Source organism: Peptoniphilus vaginalis, from assembly GCF_900176605.1.
In the GTDB taxonomy this organism is placed as follows: domain Bacteria; phylum Bacillota; class Clostridia; order Tissierellales; family Peptoniphilaceae; genus Peptoniphilus_A; species Peptoniphilus_A vaginalis.
Genome location: NZ_FXLP01000005.1, coordinates 77,060 through 93,086, shown reverse-complemented (window position 1 = coordinate 93,086; position 16,027 = coordinate 77,060). Strand labels below are relative to the sequence as shown.

The window sequence follows — 16,027 nt, the reverse complement described above, 5'->3', positions numbered from 1 at the left end:
TGTAGATTCTCTACATGCGGACCACGGAGAGGGCTTTTTTATATTGAGGAGAAATTATATGACATTAAAACCTGCTTTAAACTACGAAGATCAAATTACCAAATTAAAAATTGACCATAACTTAAAAATCAAAGATGAAGTTTATGCAACAAAAATTTTGAAAAAAGTAAATTATTACAGACTTTCAGGTTATGGTATTGGTCTTAAAAAATATAATAATAAAGAGCATTATAAGGACCATATTACTATCGAGCATCTCTTTAACCTTTATTGCTTTGATAGCCAATTTAAAAACAACCTCATTAGAACTATTGAGCAAATTGAAATAGAGCTTAGAACTCAAATTGCTTACCACCTAGCTATTACATATGGTTCCGATGTACTTATGCACGAAGATAATTTCATTCATAAAACGAATAAAAAAGGTCAAACCATATATTCCATCATAAATGAGAATCTTAGCAACGAAGTTGACAGGCAAAAGAATAAACCATTTGTTAAACACCACCTAAGAAAATATGATGGTAAGTTTCCAATCTGGGTATCCGTTGAGCTCATGTCTTTTGGAAATTTATCTTCTTTGTTTAGTATTCTTAAGGATGAAGATCAAAAGGTAATTTCTGATTATTACAACACAGACCCTAAATATTTAAAAAATTGGATTTTATGTCTTGTTGAAGTTAGAAACATTTGTGCCCATTACACTCGACTTTATAATATGCCTTTAAAAGAGACTCCCCGTCTTTATTCTGAAAACAAACAATATAAGGGCAAGCAAAATAAAATATTCCCCATTCTTTTAATCATAAAGAGAATTTTAAACTCAAACGACCAATGGGAATCCCTTTTAAAAGATTTAGAAAATACCTTTAATAAATACCAAGGCTACTTCAACTATAAATTTATGGGTTTTCCTCCTAATTGGAAAGATATTCTTTAATACCCCCTTTGAACCCGTTTTTTTGTTCGTGAGAGGGCGGCACCGTTGGTAGGGAAATCAGTCGTAGAGATTAAGACTCCCCCTCCCCTCAAAACTATTCTCGTCCGAATCTATCTCCACGCTCGGCATGAATCTTTGAATGACATGATTTACAAAGACCCATAAGATTGTCTTCGTTATTAGTTCCACCACGAGAAAGAGGAAGTATGTGATGTACTTCCTCTACCTTTGTCATTCTATTTTCTTTTAAGCACATCTCACAAAGCGGATGCTCTGCTACATATCTTTTTCTTATAAGTCTCCATGCTTTTCCATAACGCTTATGAGTTTTAGGATCTCGTTTATATTTTTCATAGTTTTTGTTGTATTCTTTCTCATGTTTCTTACAGAATCGTCCATCAACTAATTCAGGACAACCTGGATGAGAACATGGTCTCTTAGGTTTTCTTGGCACTTTATCACCCCATAAAGAAAGCCTCGAAGATTAAATCTTCAAGGCTCTATTAATTATTCTTTTGCTATTCTAACTATACTACATTTGCTTAGTGACATTCTATGACATTTTGTGACTACTTAATTTCAGAGAAGATATATCTTTCAATCCTCGATTATGAAGTCTATGAATATGTCTAATATCGTAATTCATCTCAAAAGCTATCTTCTCCCAAGAATCAAAACAAAGATATCTTTTTTCAAGAATAGCTTGAAGTTCTTTGTTTTCTACTTTTTTAATTAGTCTAACAATTTCAGCTTTAAGGTCCACTAGTTTATCTATATCCTTATTTATTTCTTCTTGTAGGTCTATAATTTTTACAATGGTTTCTTCAAGTCTAGATGTCCCTCTATTAGGACTTTTCGGCATATCTGATAAAGTAGCATTTGCTTTTGTAGCTAATGTATTTAGGTTTTCTACTTGTTCTAACTTTGAATTTATCCTCTTATCTAAATAAAAAGCTTGCTTTAAATATTCTTTTGTGTTCATTTTAAGCCTCCATTTTTAGGTTGTAATTTTGCTTTGACAGCATCAATCAAGGCATTCTGTGTATTTTCTTTATGGGTTAAGGCTTTAAGGATATCTTCATCAATGGTATCAGCATTTACGATGTGTTGTACCACAACAGTTTGTTCCTCTTGACCTTGCCTATATAATCTAGCTACCGTTTGTTGATAGAGTTCCAAGGACCAAGTAAGACCAAACCAAACGAGATGATTTCCTCCCTTTTGTAAATTTAAACCATGACCCGCACTTGCAGGATGGATTAAACCTACAGGAACATCTCCTGCATTCCATCTTCTAATACTTTCATTTGACTTAAGACGTTCATAAGGAATCTTTTCTTTATTGAGTCTTTCTTCTATTCTTTCAAGGTCATGGGCGAACCAATAAGCTACAAGGACTGGTTTACCATTTGCTGATTCAATAATATCTTCTAAGGCATCCAGCTTTTTGTCATGGATTTTAATAATTTCTTTATCCTCTGTATAAATTGCACCATTACTTAATTGACATAATTTACCTGAAAGGACTGCTGCATTTGAAGCTGTAACTTCTCTTCCATCAATGTATTTTAAGACAAAGCCTTCTTTCATTTCTTCGTAGAGTTCATCTTCTAATCCGTCCATATATACTGGGTATCTTGTATTTATTAGCTTTGGCATCTTTAAATGATCCATTGCTCTCATGGAAATGGTAATATCTGAAATCTTATCGTAGATTCTTCTTTCAGCATCTTTAAGTGGAATATACTCATAGACAATTGGTCCATTCATTCTTCCAGGTCTAAAGTAGTTAATTCGGTACTGACTTATAAAGCGACCTAACCTTTCTCCCATATCAAGGCATTTTATTTGTGAAAATAAGTCCATTAATCCGTTGGGAGATGGTGTACCAGTTAGTCCAACTACTCTTTTTACCTTTGGTCTAACTTTCATAAAGGCCTTAACTCTTTTACTATTCCAATTTTTAAAGCTAGATAATTCATCAAGGACTACCATGTCATAGTCAAAGGCCTTTCCACTTTTCTCAATAAGCCACTGTAGGTTTTCACGATTGATAATATAAATATCTGCTTCTTTTTCCAGTGCTTCTTTCCTTGCTTTAAGACCACCTACAACAAGTGAGTAACTTAAATTTTTAAAATCATCAAACTTTTCTATTTCATCAGGCCAACTAAGTTTCGCTACCCTGAGTGGTGCAACGACTAAAACTTTACTGATTTCAAACCTGTTATACATCAGCTCATTAATTGCTGATAGGGTAATGCTTGTTTTACCAAGTCCACAATCTAAAAAGATTGCAGCTATCTTATTTTTTAAAATGTAGTTAATGCAGTATTCTTGATATTCATGTGCGTTGTATTTCATTTAAAATCCCTCCGATTTGCTCTATTTCATCTAATACATAAACTTGAAAGCCTAAGTCTTTTAAACGCTTGTGCCTTGATATTTGTATAGGTCTTGGCTTTTTGCCAGTGGACTTTACTTCCACCATGGCGAATTTCCCATCAGGTAAAAATACCAGTCTATCGGGAACACCCACAAAACCAGGTGAGACCCATTTAGGACAAATGCCTCCACGCTTTTTAACTTCAGCTATTAATTTTTCTTCTATAAATTTTTCTTCCAATTTGACCTCCATCAATTAAGGGTGATGGTCTCGATACTCGTTACATAAACTCCCCTATAGGTATTTTTTAATTTTTATCTATATATAGAACTTTTTAAAATAGACTATCGAGACTATCACCTATAGCTATAAATTCTTGTTTTTAGCCATCTTTATGATGACAGTCGGTGCAGGTCGTTGACAGTCGATTTCCCTCAAGGCGCAGGTCGTTGACGGTCAAATGAAAAAACTTTTCAAATTAAAATGACATAGTTCTTGAAATTGACCTGCACTTTGTCAAAAAAGGTGACAGTCGATGACAGTCGATTCCAATCGACCATCACCTAATCTAAGAAGTCTTGACCTGTTTTTAATGAAAGTCCATATACCTTCATACCGTCTTTTTTCTTCTGACGTTTAAACCCTGCCTTGTCTAATGCTTGATAGAAGTCTGTTGTTGAACGTGTATATTCTCCATTCTGAAAACAATAGGCTCTATATGCTTGATATAGTTCTCCTGATTTTTCTAAGTTATTTTCATCAACATCACAGCACTCGTCTATAAACTGACCCATCCAGTCATTATCTTCGTGGTATCTTTCAACAGCGTCTTTTACAACTTTTGGTAATGGAGTCTTAAAGTTGGCTTTAATGGCTTTATAGGCGCCTTCAATAATCCAAGTAAGAATAGCTCCACCTGCTTTTTCATAAAGGTAGTCAGCATAGTTCTTAATATCGCTACGTCCTGTAATCTTGGCATTAAAAGGAATGACGACAAGTCTTCTCCATATTCCATCATCATTTGCCCCTACCTTCGGAAGATGGTTGGTGTATAAAACCAAAGTGTGTGATGGGGTAAAGGAAAATGGATCCTTGTACTTTTTTTCTGCTTGAATTTCATCAGTAGAACAAAGCTGTTTCACTGTTGCAGTATTAAGCCTCATCCCTTCTTCCATTTCAGATGCAATAATAAGTCTTTTTCCTTTAAGCTCAGCCATTTCTGGTTTGAAGTTTCTTTTGTTATTCACGGCCAAAGCTTCAGCTGAGATTTTTCCTGCATAATGGCCTAGAACCCTAAAAATTGTGTTCCAGAAGGTTGACTTACCATTTGCACCATCACCATAGGCGATAATCATGTGCTCTTGATAAACTTTTCCTATGGCTGAAAGACCAACGGTCATTTGCACATATTCAATAAGTTCTTTGTCTCCACAAAAGAAGGTATCTAAAGCCTCAATCCAGATATCTATTCCTTTTTCATTGGGAGAAAGACTTGTAATTTTAGTAATTAAATCCTCAGGCTCTTGATTTCTTAGACTTCCTATTCCCTTATTCATATCAATAGTCCCTGAAGGTGTATTTAGGAAAAATGGGTTTTTATCCAATTCAGCTACATCGATGGCAAGCATAGGTTTTGCTGCATTTTGTGTATTTACGATGTTTTTGTAGTTCCTATATTTCATGACAAACTTCAGGTAGTTTTGTGCAGCAACCAACAAATAGTAGAGTTTGATTTGCTCCTTTGTAGTTAAAAGCTTTAAAAGAGCACTACCACCACTTCTTGCTAGATCTTCTTGCACTCCTGTTTGAACCAAGGCCTTTACAACTACATCTACATCATCTCTTGCATCAGCCAGCTGCAAATCCAAGAATTCTTCAACAGCACCAAGGGCGAGTTCCTTATCTTCCACCCATCTAAGGCCGTCATGCCTTAAGTAATCCGTTGCCTTTGTATATTTCAGCTCATTTCCATATTCACGAACTAAAACCTTAGCCTCACCAATATCTGAGAAGTCATCTGGTCTTAAGGAATCTTTGTCAAAATCTGCATTGAACTCTTCAGGTGGAATGTATCCATCTGAAGAGGCAATCTTCTTTTTAAAAAACTTAACTGCACTTGACCAAATCCTATTTAACTCATCTTCATCAAGTGGTGGGTCACATTTTTTAGAATGCTCTGTAAATGCTTCTTTTGCTTTTTCGCTTATGCCATATCTTTTTAAAATTCTGCCAGCAAAATGGCTCATGACATTATTTCTACTACCTTGAAGAATTGGTCCACTAAAAGAATCATCAAAATCCTTCTGCTCTTCTTCTACAACATCACAAATACTCATCCAGCCTTCTTGCCAGTAAACTTCATCACAGTCAGAACCAAAGAAAAACCTTGCTGCATCTAGGGCATTATCATCAAAGAATGGATACTTTTTTAAAATCCTTCTTTTTAAAGATGCATATTCGTCTTTGTCTCTAATGGTTTCAATTGGAAAATGAGCGTGCCACTTTGGCCTTGGCGTTTTTCCCTCTTTACTAATCATGTTGTGCCTTGAAGGAGTTGCTACAAAATCAATGTCGGACTCCATCTCTGAGAACATATCTGGGGTTATCCAATCTTTAGGATTGTCTGAGTGGTCATTATCACAATCCATAACAACATCATTTGATTCTATGAAATTATCATTAGATCTATAGTTGTTCTTAAATCTCGCACAAACATGGTCAACTGAAACTGCCGTTTTCATTTCTTCCTTATTCGTAACCTTTACTTCATTAGGATAGTTGCAGTTTCCCTGAACTCCTTTTGAATTTGATGTGAAAATAGTAAATTCCATATCATTCATCCTTTCGTAAGATGTACTTCGAGCAAGTACCACATAGTACAGATGTTGCAAATAAATCTGCATCGCCATCAGAAAACACGTCTGTTAAATCCACTGCTATTTCCTTACCACACACTGGGCAGGTGTTATATACGTTCTCGTCTGTTATTTCGATGTGGATTTCTACACCATCTTTTAGTTCTTCTTTTACATAAAACATGATTTTGTCCTCCTATTTTTTATTGGAGTTTTACCTCCTACCTCTCTAAGTCTTTTTGAGATAGGTTTTTCCGGTTATTTTTCAAATTTTTTCAAAAAAATATGCCAGCTCATTTTTCTTCCTTATATAGGAGATTTTTGAGCTGGCTTTTTTTAATTTTTTTAAACTTTTTTTATTTTTAACCGGAAAAAGGTCTTTCATTTTTACTTAGGTAATTAGAGAGGCAAATAAAAGACCTGAAAATATTTTTAAAAATAACCGGAAAATGGTCTTCCAATTCTACTTATAGAGGTAGAGGGGCAAAAAGCCACTCTAGAAAGAGAGGTACACAAATGGAAAAGACAGATGTCTATGGCCAGAAAGAAACAAAAGATGATGAGCTCGTAATAACACTACTCGCTATTAGTCTTGTTTCTAAAAAGCTGGCTGAAAGTTTAAAGGTAAAAAGAATGACAAAGGAGAAAGAAAATGCAAAACGAATTATTGTCTATTGTTGATGGCGTTATCGGTGAAACACAGGCTTTTATAGCTCTAGCAAAAGAACTGGCAACCTATGGAGAAAGCCTAGAAGAATGTTTTAAAGAGTTAAAAGTAAGCCTTGAAACTCAAGAAGAAACTCCTAAGAAAACCTACACTATGGTAAATGTTCGAGAAGCCCTTGCTGAAAAATCAGCTAAAGGCTATTCAAAAGAAGTTAAGGCCATACTTGAAAAATATGGAGCAGATAAGCTTTCAACCTTATCCCCTGACTTTTATGAAAAAGTTATTGAAGATTCCAAGGATATTGGAAATGAGTAATCACGCATTTCTATCAGCCTCTTCAAGCCGTAGGTGGCTTGCTTGTCCTCCAAGTGCAAAACTGTGTGAACTATTTAATGATTCAAGCTCTACCTACGCACAAGAAGGAACAGACTGCCATGCATTATGTGCCTATCTTGTTGAAAAGGAACTTGGCATTAATACAAGAGACCCGACAGAAAACTTGACCTACTACTCTATGGAAATGCAGGATTGTGCTGAGGAATATAGAAACTATATCCTTGAAAGGTACGAAGAAGTAAAAAAGTTGTGCAAGGATCCTAAAGTTTATGTAGAGCAAAGACTGGACTTTTCAAAATGGGTCAAGGATGGGTTTGGAACTGGGGACTGCATTATTGTTGCAGATAACCTACTACAAATAATTGACTATAAACATGGAGTCGGGATTTTAGTTGAAGCTGAACATAATACACAGCTTATGTGTTACGGACTAGGGGCATTAGAAAGCTTTGGAAGTCTCTATGACATTAACGAAATCCAAATGACTATCTTCCAACCTAGACGAAGTAATATAAGTAGTTTTTCAATGACAAAAGATGAACTTTTATCTTGGGCAGAGGACACTTTAAAACCTACTGCAAAACTTGCCTATGAAGGTCATGGAGATTATTCAGCTGGAGACCACTGCAGGTTTTGCAAAGCAAAGGGCGTATGTAGAGAAAGAGCAAACTATAACTTAGAGCTAGCAAAGTACGATTTTAAACAACCACCTACTTTAGATGAGTTAGAAATCGCATCACTTCTATCACAAATTGATGAGCTAACTTCTTGGGCCAATGACGTTAAAGATTATGCCATTAAAAAAGCTATGGAAGGTACTCATTTTGAAGGTTTTAAGTTAGTTGAAGGAAAGAGTAACCGTAAATATGTAAACGAAGAAAATGTCGCAGATGTTGTAAGTCGTGCAGGCTTTGACCCTTACGAAAAAAAGGTCTTAGGTATTACTGCTATGACAAAGTTATTAGGTAAGAAGAAATTTGAAGAACTCTTGGGATCACTTGTCTATAAGCCACAGGGTAAACCTACTCTCGTGCCAGAAAGTGATAAAAGAGAGGAAATGAATGCAATGAATGATTTTAAAAAGGAGAAAATACTATGAGTAAAATGAATAACCCTACAAAAGTAATTACTGGAATTAATACAAGATGGAGCTACGCCAATGTTTGGGATCCTAAGTCAATCAACGGAGGTACACCTAAATATAGCGTGTCCCTTATTATCCCAAAATCAGATGCTGTAACTATAAATAAAATTAAAGCAGCTATTCAAGCAGCCTATGAAGAAGGTCAATCTAAACTTAAAGGAAATGGAAAATCTGTACCTGCCCTTTCTGTTATTAAAACACCTCTAAGAGACGGCGACCTTGAAAGACCAGACGATGAGGCTTATAAAGATAGCTTTTTCGTCAATGCAAATAGTCCAACTAAACCTGGTATTGTTGATTCTGACCTTCAACAAATCATTGAACGCTCTGAAGTATATTCAGGTGTTTATGGTAGAGCCTCTATTAATTTCTATGCTTTCAATAGCAATGGAAACAAAGGCATCGCTTGTGGCCTCAACAATCTTCAAAAAATTAGAGATGGAGAGCCTCTTGGTGGAAAATCTCGTGCTGAGGACGACTTTTCAGAACATGATGACTTTTTAAGTTAAATCTATGGAGGGTAGAACTTCTACCCTCTTCATAGATATGAGGAGAAAAATATGACAAATATAATGGAATTTATGTCTCTCGTGACAAATGGGATCTTGGAGTTTATTTTATTTTCACTTTGGGCCTTTACTCTATTATCCTTAATTAAATGGTTTCTTATCAGAGCAAAAGCTGGACTTCATTATCTGTTTCCAAGATGTATATGGTTTAAAAAGAGAAAAGAGGAAAAATAATGATTAATACAATGGTAGGTGTTCTTTTAGTTACATTTATGTCTCTTGGTGTTGTTTTTGTAAGCTATGTTTTATATACACTAATTAGAGACGATCGTAGGCGAGAAAAAGAACGTAAAAATAAAGATTGAATTCAGGTGGTGGCATTTGCCACTGCCTTATTTTATAGAAAGGAAATAGTATGAAAATAAATGAAATGTCCATCGACTTAGAAACTTATTCTGAGGTAGACCTTAGTAAATCTGGTGTCTATAAATATGCTGAATCTAATACGTTTGAAATACTTTTATTTGCTGTGTCGATCAATAACGAACCTGTTGCTGTTTATGACATTGCCTCTGGAGATATACTCCCCGATGAAATCATTGATGCCTTAGTAAATAATGATGTGATTAAATGGGCTTTCAACGCTACCTTTGAAAGAATTTGTTTGTCCTATTGGCTTCAGAAACATTATCCCAATAATTTTAAGTCCTACAAAAATGGAGACGAGTGTATAAACTACCTATCTCCTGTTTCTTGGAGATGTACTATGATTTGGTCTGCTTATATGGGACTTCCTCTTAGCCTTGAAAGTGTTGGTGCAGTTCTTAAATTAGATGAGCAAAAGTTAAAAGAAGGTAAGGATCTTATAAGGTATTTCTGTGTGCCCTGTAAACCTACTAAAACAAATAACCATAGAAGAAGGAATCTTCCTATCCACTCTCCTTATAAATGGGGCTTATTTAAGATGTATAATAAGCGTGATGTGGAAGTTGAAATGAAGATAAAAGAAAAACTTAGAAACTATCCTGTTCCCGATTTTCTATGGTCTGAATATCATCTAGACCAGATGATAAACGATAGAGGAATTGGACTGGATATGGATTTTGTTAGAAAAGCTATTCTATTTAATGACCTATCAAAAGCAGAAATTACAAACGAATTAAAAGAAATGACGGGCCTTGAAAATCCCAACTCAGTACTGCAAATGAAAGACTGGCTAAAAGATAAAGGAATAGAAACTGAAAGTCTTGATAAAAAAGCTGTTAAAAATTTAATTGACGTTGTCCCAGATAATATCGCCGATGTTCTTATACTTCGTCAGAAACTTGCTAAATCAAGTGTTAGAAAGTATCAAGCAATGGAAAATGCTGTATGTAAAGATATGAGAGCTAGAGGTATGTTTCAGTTTTATGGCGGTAATAGAACTGGTCGCTGGGCAGGAAGACTCATCCAATTACAAAACCTACCTCAAAACCATATTTACGACCTTGAGTATGCAAGGTGCATGGTTCAAGACAGTGACTATGAAGATTTCAAAGTTTTATATGATGATATCCCCGACACCCTGTCCCAACTTATCCGCACTGCCTTTGTTCCAAAAGAAAGTTATAAGTTTATTGTCAGTGACTTCTCTGCCATTGAAGCTAGGGTTATAGCCCATATTGCTAATGAAACTTGGCGTGAAGATGTCTTTGCATCAGGAGGCGATATCTACTGTGCATCAGCTTCTAAGATGTTTAATGTCCCTGTAGAAAAACATGGGATTAATGGTCATCTCCGTCAAAAGGGTAAAATCGCAGAACTGGCCCTTGGATATGGTGGCTCTGTTGGAGCCTTAAAAGCAATGGGTGCTCTTGATATGGGTTTATCTGAAAATGAACTACAGCCTCTGGTTGATGCCTGGAGGTCATCTAATCTAAATATAGTTAAGCTATGGTGGGATGTAGATTTAGCTATTAAGGCAACTATTAAAACAAGAAAATCGACTGAAACCCACGGCATTAAATTTATTTATAAGTCTGCTATGCTTTTTATTGAACTTCCTTCTGGTCGTAAGCTCTGCTATGTAAAACCTCGTATTGGAGAGAATATGTTCGGAGGTGAGTCCGTAACCTATGAAGGAATTGGGACTGGTAAAAAGTGGGAACGCATTGAAAGCTATGGTCCAAAATTTGTAGAGAATATTGTACAGGCCATCAGTCGTGATATTTTAGCCTCTTCCATGCATTCACTATCTGATTACTCTATCTGTGGCCATGTCCATGACGAATTGATTATTGAATGTAAAAAAGAGATTCCTATTGATACAATTTGTAATACAATGTCTAAGTCTCCTTCTTGGATGCCAGATATTAAACTAAATGCTGATGGATATGAGACTGTGTTCTATAGAAAGGATTAAAAATAGCCTTATTCCATAATTGGAATAAGGTTATTTTCATTTAAAGTTCATCAATTATTTCATAGGTCTTCTTTTCAATTTTCTTGATAATATCATAGGCTTGAGATTTCTTCACATCTAAATTCAAAATTTCAAGAACCTCTTTTTTATTGTATCCTTTTTCCTTCCAAAATATATAATCTGCATATGTTGGGTCTATTTCTTCTAATCTTTTCAAAAGATATGCTAGTACGCATTTATATCTTTCTGTTGCATCATATTTTTCAGTGCCTGTTGGGTCTATAGAAAATTTATCTTCATCCGTTATGCTATCTAAAATTTCATCAAGTGAAACTACATTTTTATCATAGTTAAACCTTTTTAGATAATCATTTACTTGCTTATTAAAGTCTTTCATATATTCATCTTTGAAACCTTCGTCACATTCCACAAAAGCTATTGGCACCTGCTCTGATGCACCTTTGAATTTCCACATCTCCATATACTTTTTGTTGAATCCATAGCTTAGCATTGTCTTTTGCATTTCTTTATCAGCTACAACAGGTACTAAAACCTTACCTATTTCACATTGCTTGCCATTAAAAGCTGTTCTGTTACTAAAATCATTGTAATTTTTGTCTTTAATTTTCATTGATTGTCCTTTCTGCCTTGGCTAACGCCATTTGGCAAGGACAATCAAAAAAGACGCACGACAATAAAGCGAGCTATCCTATTTCAAAAAAATCTAAATAAATTAGTTTATTTTTGAAATATAGATATCCTCGCCAAACGTCGCGCGCCGTAAGGCTTAATATAATTTTTAACCTTGGGTCTAAACCCACTTACTACTTATATGTCAGAAAATTTTCTTGTACTTTTGAAATCTCTTCTTCGAATAAAGGAAACTATTTTTGTAACTCATAAAAATATCTTTAGTATAACTTCCATGACTAAATACTTTAGTTATATTCAAAATATGATACTCTTCCTAAAATCTAAGGGTCTATGATTGCACCATATTCTTTGATATAATATATACAAAGATAAATTTACTTGAGTCTACGAACCAAAATACAAAACACTTTCTGTCCACAGTTTTAATTATAGAAGGTCATGTGGGTAGAACTTGGTAGCCTTCGGTGCTCTTCGGTACTGAGGAAATTTAGGAAGTGAAATTTTGCAATTTAGTACATTTATAAATAGATTAAAATCTGTGATTGGCAATACAGATAATACCGTTAGATTTACAAAAACTATTTTCGACCTTATGATGAACGAAGAAGGTCCAGACCTTATAAGCGATAAAAGTGATAATACTTTTAAGTCCTATTACAATGGAAAAACAAATATTTCAAGATTTGCGCCTATTGTTTTATCAAATTTAGACGATAATCAAGCCTTTGTTTCTTATCTAGATAGTTACGGTGATACAACATCACAGCTACTTGCAGATAGTTTTATAGACGAAATCAATAATATAAATGCTTCTAATGCTTCTTTAAAAATTTATGATTTATTTTTAGATATTCTTAAAGAAGCTTCTAATAAAAAAAACACTCTAAAGAGTGCTAAAGAAAATAATGGAGAAGATATAGCTAATTTACCAGAAGTCCAGCCTTCTGATAAATTTCCATTCTATGAAGATGACAAACCTTTATTAAGCGAGTTCACTGAAGACTATGATAAAATAATAATCACACTAATTAGTGAAAACTGTGCTAACTTATTGCTCGATATGTCTTTTAGAAATAAAATTAATAACTTGTACGAGTCAAAATGGATTAAACTATCCGAAAACTTTAGTGACCCAATATTAAAATCTTATATATATGGTTTGCTTGGAGAACTAAACGACTTAAAGAACTCTTTTGAATCGTCTGGTTCAAGGGGGATTTATTTTGATACTTTAAGAAAACGATTTAGAAATCTATATGTTAAGCTTCATCCAGAGCTATTTGCTGGTTGCTTCCCTTACGAAGCTTTCGTTGACGACTGGAATGATGGGGAATTTTATTAGAATATAAGGAGGAAAAACGTGCCAAATATAGATGATTCAATAAGAAAAATAGACCATGTAATATGTAGACACTTAGACAACATAAACGGCTCATCTCGTGGTACTATTTCTCAAGACATATTAGAGCAATTAATGAAATTTATTAACCACATCATGCTTAAATTTTATGGAAACGGTCAAGACATTCCAATGAATGAAGAAAATTTGGTGAAAGCAATTGAGTTTGCTCAGGTTGATAGCAGAATAAACACCTTATATAAATTTCGGAACTTTTTGCAAGTTGTTACTACTCAATTTACGCTTGATGAGGATGGCTCTGAAAGATTAATGCTAAAATATTATAAATATTTATTAGAAGCTAAAACCTTACTCAGCAAGTACTATGGTATACAAATACTTCACAACCTGAATAAATTTCCTTTACAGCTTGATTCTACGCTTCAAGAATACTATACAAAGATTTCAAAAAAAATCGATCAATACCCAGTAAGTTTTAGTGTGAAGGAAAAAAATAGATATTATATCCAAAAAATAAAACCTCTATTTGTTAATGGTAAAATATATAATGAAGTTACTTTTATTCCTACTGATGATAGAAAAAATAAATCTAAATCAAGTCGAGTTATTGCTTTTACAAGTTTAGATATTAGAAGTAACTATGCATGTAAATTTCATCTTATTCAAGAATCCATTGAAATACTAGGAAAAACTATGCCTATCACAATAATAGATGGTTGGGAAATTTCCATTCGTGATTGTGAGTTCCAAAATTTTATGTCTTTAATAAAGGGAAAAAGATGGAAGGTTCCATATAAGGAACAGCGAATGATCTGTGATTATTTAACCAGAAGTAGGTTTTCATTAAATGAATTAATTGATTTTCCAGACACTGCTTATAATAAGATAACTAAAGATTGGAAGAACAACCTAGGATCCTGTACTTTTATACCTGTTATGGATTACTGCAGAAATTTAATCCGTAGTGAAAAACCAGGTCAAAATATCTTACGTTATCTTCTCTATAACATGAATAATGTAATAATAAAAAATCAACGTGATAGTGAACCTAATGTACATCTTTCCTATTTATATTTAAAAAATGGTTGCATACAATTTGATTCACTTCCTTTTAATAGATCCCCTATGGGGCATAATCCAAAACTAAGTGCTGTGTTTAGTTGCATTCCTCATGCAAATAGGCAATCTGAAATATTCGCAAGATTTATAAGAAATAATACAGAGTCAAAAGGGAAATTATTTACTAGTATCAATGATTTAACTGGATTTTCTGATATTTTTAACCATATTCTAAATTACAATAATAGCTTATGGCATGGGCATAAACCACAGAGCAACCTAATGATTGAAAATAATTATGTGTTTATAAATGGCTACAAAATAGACACCTGCCATATCATAGAAAAGCTGAAAGAATTGTCCTCATCAGGAATCGAAAATTATAGTGATGATGTTAAAATGTGGTTACTTATCTATGGATATAATATCGACTGTAATGAAAAAAGAGAGATTTTGCATAAAATATTTTCACAATCAAGGGTTGGTGTGATATATGGATCTGCTGGCGTTGGAAAATCTACATTCATTAACCATGTTTCTCACTTTTTGAATGATGAGAAAAAACTATACTTAACACAAACTAATCCAGCCAAAGAAAACTTGATAAGAAAAATCGATGCTGAAAATAAGGATTTTTCAACTATTGCTAGTTTTTTGCTCCAAGAGTCTAGTAATACAGAATACGAACTTTTAGTGATTGATGAGTGCAGTACCGTAAGTAATCGAGATATGATAAGAGTATTAGAAAAAGCAAATTTTAAAAGGTTACTTTTAGTTGGAGATACATACCAAATTGACGCCATTCAATTTGGGAACTGGTTCTCAGCATTAAAAGACTTCTTACCAAAAACTGCTGTTTTTGAACTTACAAAACCGCATAGGACAAACGATAAATATTTACTTGAACTTTGGCGCAAGGTTAGATATATGGATGAAAATGTTAAAGAGGTTATAGAAAGAGAAAGTTATTCTTTAAATGTAGATGAATCTCTTCTATCTTATCTAGATAAAGATGAGGCTATACTATGCCTAAACTATGACGGATTGTATGGAATTAACAATATTAATAGATTTCTACAAAAAAGTAACCCTAATCCAGCCATTCAATGGGGTGTCCAATTTTATAAGGTAGGTGACCCTATTCTATTTCTGGATTCAGAAAGATTTCATCCTATCATACACAACAATATGAAGGGGACAATAAAAGGTATAGAAATCATTGATCAGGGAGAGCTTGAAGAACGTATTCAATTTGATATTGAAGTGCCAAAGGTTATAGATATATTTGAGGCAAAATGGTACGACTTTGATGTGATTGAATCTTCTATAGAAAAAGAAATGTCTATAATTAGATTCTATGTATATAAATTAAAAAGTGAAGATGAAGACAATGAGGATGAAGCATCTAAGACTATAGTTCCCTTTCAAATTGCGTATGCTGTTTCAATTCACAAAGCACAAGGCTTAGAATATGACTCAGTAAAGATTGTGATTACAGATGAAGTTGAGGAACTTGTGACTCATAATATTTTTTATACCGCGATAACTAGAGCTAGAAAAAGATTAAAGATATATTGGACACCTGAGGTCGAAGAAAAAATAATTAGTAGAATTAAACCAAAAGATATATCTAAAGATGTCGAAATATTAAAAACATATTTAATCACTAGTATAAATAGATATATTAACCATAAGTTGTGATAATTAATAAAAACT

General features: G+C 33.8%; 15 protein-coding genes. 8 read left to right on the top strand and 7 right to left on the bottom strand.

What is annotated here, in order from left to right; all coding sequences use genetic code 11:
• Positions 1 to 58: 58 nt before the first annotated feature.
• Positions 59 to 940, top strand: coding sequence for an Abi family protein (locus tag CAN42_RS05220; protein WP_085875831.1), 882 nt, complete (start codon positions 59 to 61; stop codon positions 938 to 940).
• 94 nt (positions 941 to 1,034) lie between these two features.
• Here CAN42_RS05220 and CAN42_RS05215 read toward each other — a convergent pair whose 3' ends face one another.
• The 6 genes from CAN42_RS05215 to CAN42_RS05190 form a co-directional block, all read right to left on the bottom strand.
• The gene (locus CAN42_RS05215; protein ID WP_085875830.1) at positions 1,035 to 1,394 is read right to left on the bottom strand and encodes an HNH endonuclease; all 360 of its coding nucleotides are present in this window, start codon (positions 1,392 to 1,394) and stop codon (positions 1,035 to 1,037) included.
• A 99-nt stretch (positions 1,395 to 1,493) separates the two neighbouring features.
• A complete protein-coding gene (locus CAN42_RS05210) occupies positions 1,494 to 1,922 on the bottom strand; it encodes a DUF1492 domain-containing protein (RefSeq protein WP_085875829.1) in 429 nt (142 codons plus the stop codon).
• On the bottom strand, positions 1,919 to 3,304 hold the full coding sequence (locus CAN42_RS05205; protein ID WP_085875828.1) for a DEAD/DEAH box helicase: 1,386 nt from the start codon (positions 3,302 to 3,304) through the stop codon (positions 1,919 to 1,921). The genes CAN42_RS05210 and CAN42_RS05205 overlap by 4 nt, the downstream gene beginning before the upstream one ends.
• Positions 3,285 to 3,566 (bottom strand): VRR-NUC domain-containing protein, encoded by a 282-nt coding sequence (locus tag CAN42_RS05200; RefSeq protein ID WP_085875827.1) that lies wholly within the window; start codon positions 3,564 to 3,566, stop codon positions 3,285 to 3,287. The genes CAN42_RS05205 and CAN42_RS05200 overlap by 20 nt, the downstream gene beginning before the upstream one ends.
• A gap of 323 nt (positions 3,567 to 3,889) precedes the next feature.
• Complete coding sequence (locus CAN42_RS05195) at positions 3,890 to 6,157, bottom strand: phage/plasmid primase, P4 family (RefSeq protein ID WP_085875826.1); 2,268 nt, start codon at positions 6,155 to 6,157, stop codon at positions 3,890 to 3,892.
• A gap of 1 nt (position 6,158) precedes the next feature.
• Positions 6,159 to 6,365, bottom strand: coding sequence for a hypothetical protein (locus tag CAN42_RS05190; protein ID WP_085875825.1), 207 nt, complete (start codon positions 6,363 to 6,365; stop codon positions 6,159 to 6,161).
• A 332-nt stretch (positions 6,366 to 6,697) separates the two neighbouring features.
• Between CAN42_RS05190 and CAN42_RS08995 the strand changes: the two genes are divergently transcribed.
• The 5 genes from CAN42_RS08995 to CAN42_RS05165 all read left to right on the top strand — a co-directional run bounded on the left by CAN42_RS08995 (position 6,698) and on the right by CAN42_RS05165 (position 11,238).
• A complete protein-coding gene (locus CAN42_RS08995) occupies positions 6,698 to 6,862 on the top strand; it encodes a hypothetical protein (protein ID WP_167627560.1) in 165 nt (54 codons plus the stop codon).
• Positions 6,834 to 7,163 (top strand): hypothetical protein, encoded by a 330-nt coding sequence (locus CAN42_RS05185; protein WP_085875824.1) that lies wholly within the window; start codon positions 6,834 to 6,836, stop codon positions 7,161 to 7,163. Before CAN42_RS08995 ends, CAN42_RS05185 begins: the two co-directional genes overlap by 29 nt.
• Positions 7,156 to 8,283, top strand: a complete 1,128-nt coding sequence (locus CAN42_RS05180; protein WP_085875823.1) for a DUF2800 domain-containing protein — start codon at positions 7,156 to 7,158, stop codon at positions 8,281 to 8,283. Before CAN42_RS05185 ends, CAN42_RS05180 begins: the two co-directional genes overlap by 8 nt.
• Positions 8,280 to 8,837 carry a DUF2815 family protein gene (locus tag CAN42_RS05175; protein WP_085875822.1) on the top strand — a complete coding sequence of 186 codons (558 nt, stop codon included), beginning with the start codon at positions 8,280 to 8,282 and terminating at the stop codon, positions 8,835 to 8,837. The genes CAN42_RS05180 and CAN42_RS05175 overlap by 4 nt, the downstream gene beginning before the upstream one ends.
• A gap of 529 nt (positions 8,838 to 9,366) precedes the next feature.
• Entirely contained in the window at positions 9,367 to 11,238 is a 1,872-nt protein-coding gene (locus CAN42_RS05165; RefSeq protein ID WP_245149850.1) for a DNA polymerase, read from the top strand.
• 40 nt (positions 11,239 to 11,278) lie between these two features.
• Here the strand turns inward: CAN42_RS05165 and CAN42_RS05160 are convergent, their stop codons facing one another.
• The gene (locus CAN42_RS05160) at positions 11,279 to 11,869 is read right to left on the bottom strand and encodes a hypothetical protein (protein ID WP_085875819.1); all 591 of its coding nucleotides are present in this window, start codon (positions 11,867 to 11,869) and stop codon (positions 11,279 to 11,281) included.
• Between the two features lie 525 nt (positions 11,870 to 12,394).
• On the opposite strand from CAN42_RS05160, the gene CAN42_RS05155 reads away from it, so the two are divergent.
• Both CAN42_RS05155 and CAN42_RS05150 read left to right on the top strand, forming a co-directional pair.
• The gene (locus tag CAN42_RS05155) at positions 12,395 to 13,234 is read left to right on the top strand and encodes a hypothetical protein (protein ID WP_085875818.1); all 840 of its coding nucleotides are present in this window, start codon (positions 12,395 to 12,397) and stop codon (positions 13,232 to 13,234) included.
• 18 nt (positions 13,235 to 13,252) lie between these two features.
• On the top strand, positions 13,253 to 16,012 hold the full coding sequence (locus CAN42_RS05150; RefSeq protein ID WP_085875817.1) for an ATP-dependent DNA helicase: 2,760 nt from the start codon (positions 13,253 to 13,255) through the stop codon (positions 16,010 to 16,012).
• The last annotated feature ends 15 nt before the right edge of the window (positions 16,013 to 16,027 follow it).

What these genes read in the sequence shown, in the direction of transcription:
- CAN42_RS05220 (WP_085875831.1), top strand. Translation starts at nt 59, where the DNA reads ATGACATTAAAACCTGCTTTAAACTACGAAGATCAAATTACCAAATTA.
- CAN42_RS05210 (WP_085875829.1), bottom strand. Translation starts at nt 1,922, where the DNA reads ATGAACACAAAAGAATATTTAAAGCAAGCTTTTTATTTAGATAAGAGG.
- CAN42_RS05205 (WP_085875828.1), bottom strand. Translation starts at nt 3,304, where the DNA reads ATGAAATACAACGCACATGAATATCAAGAATACTGCATTAACTACATT.
- CAN42_RS05195 (WP_085875826.1), bottom strand. Translation starts at nt 6,157, where the DNA reads ATGGAATTTACTATTTTCACATCAAATTCAAAAGGAGTTCAGGGAAAC.
- CAN42_RS05190 (WP_085875825.1), bottom strand. Translation starts at nt 6,365, where the DNA reads ATGTTTTATGTAAAAGAAGAACTAAAAGATGGTGTAGAAATCCACATC.
- CAN42_RS08995 (WP_167627560.1), top strand. Translation starts at nt 6,698, where the DNA reads ATGGAAAAGACAGATGTCTATGGCCAGAAAGAAACAAAAGATGATGAG.
- CAN42_RS05185 (WP_085875824.1), top strand. Translation starts at nt 6,834, where the DNA reads ATGCAAAACGAATTATTGTCTATTGTTGATGGCGTTATCGGTGAAACA.
- CAN42_RS05180 (WP_085875823.1), top strand. Translation starts at nt 7,156, where the DNA reads ATGAGTAATCACGCATTTCTATCAGCCTCTTCAAGCCGTAGGTGGCTT.
- CAN42_RS05175 (WP_085875822.1), top strand. Translation starts at nt 8,280, where the DNA reads ATGAGTAAAATGAATAACCCTACAAAAGTAATTACTGGAATTAATACA.
- CAN42_RS05160 (WP_085875819.1), bottom strand. Translation starts at nt 11,869, where the DNA reads ATGAAAATTAAAGACAAAAATTACAATGATTTTAGTAACAGAACAGCT.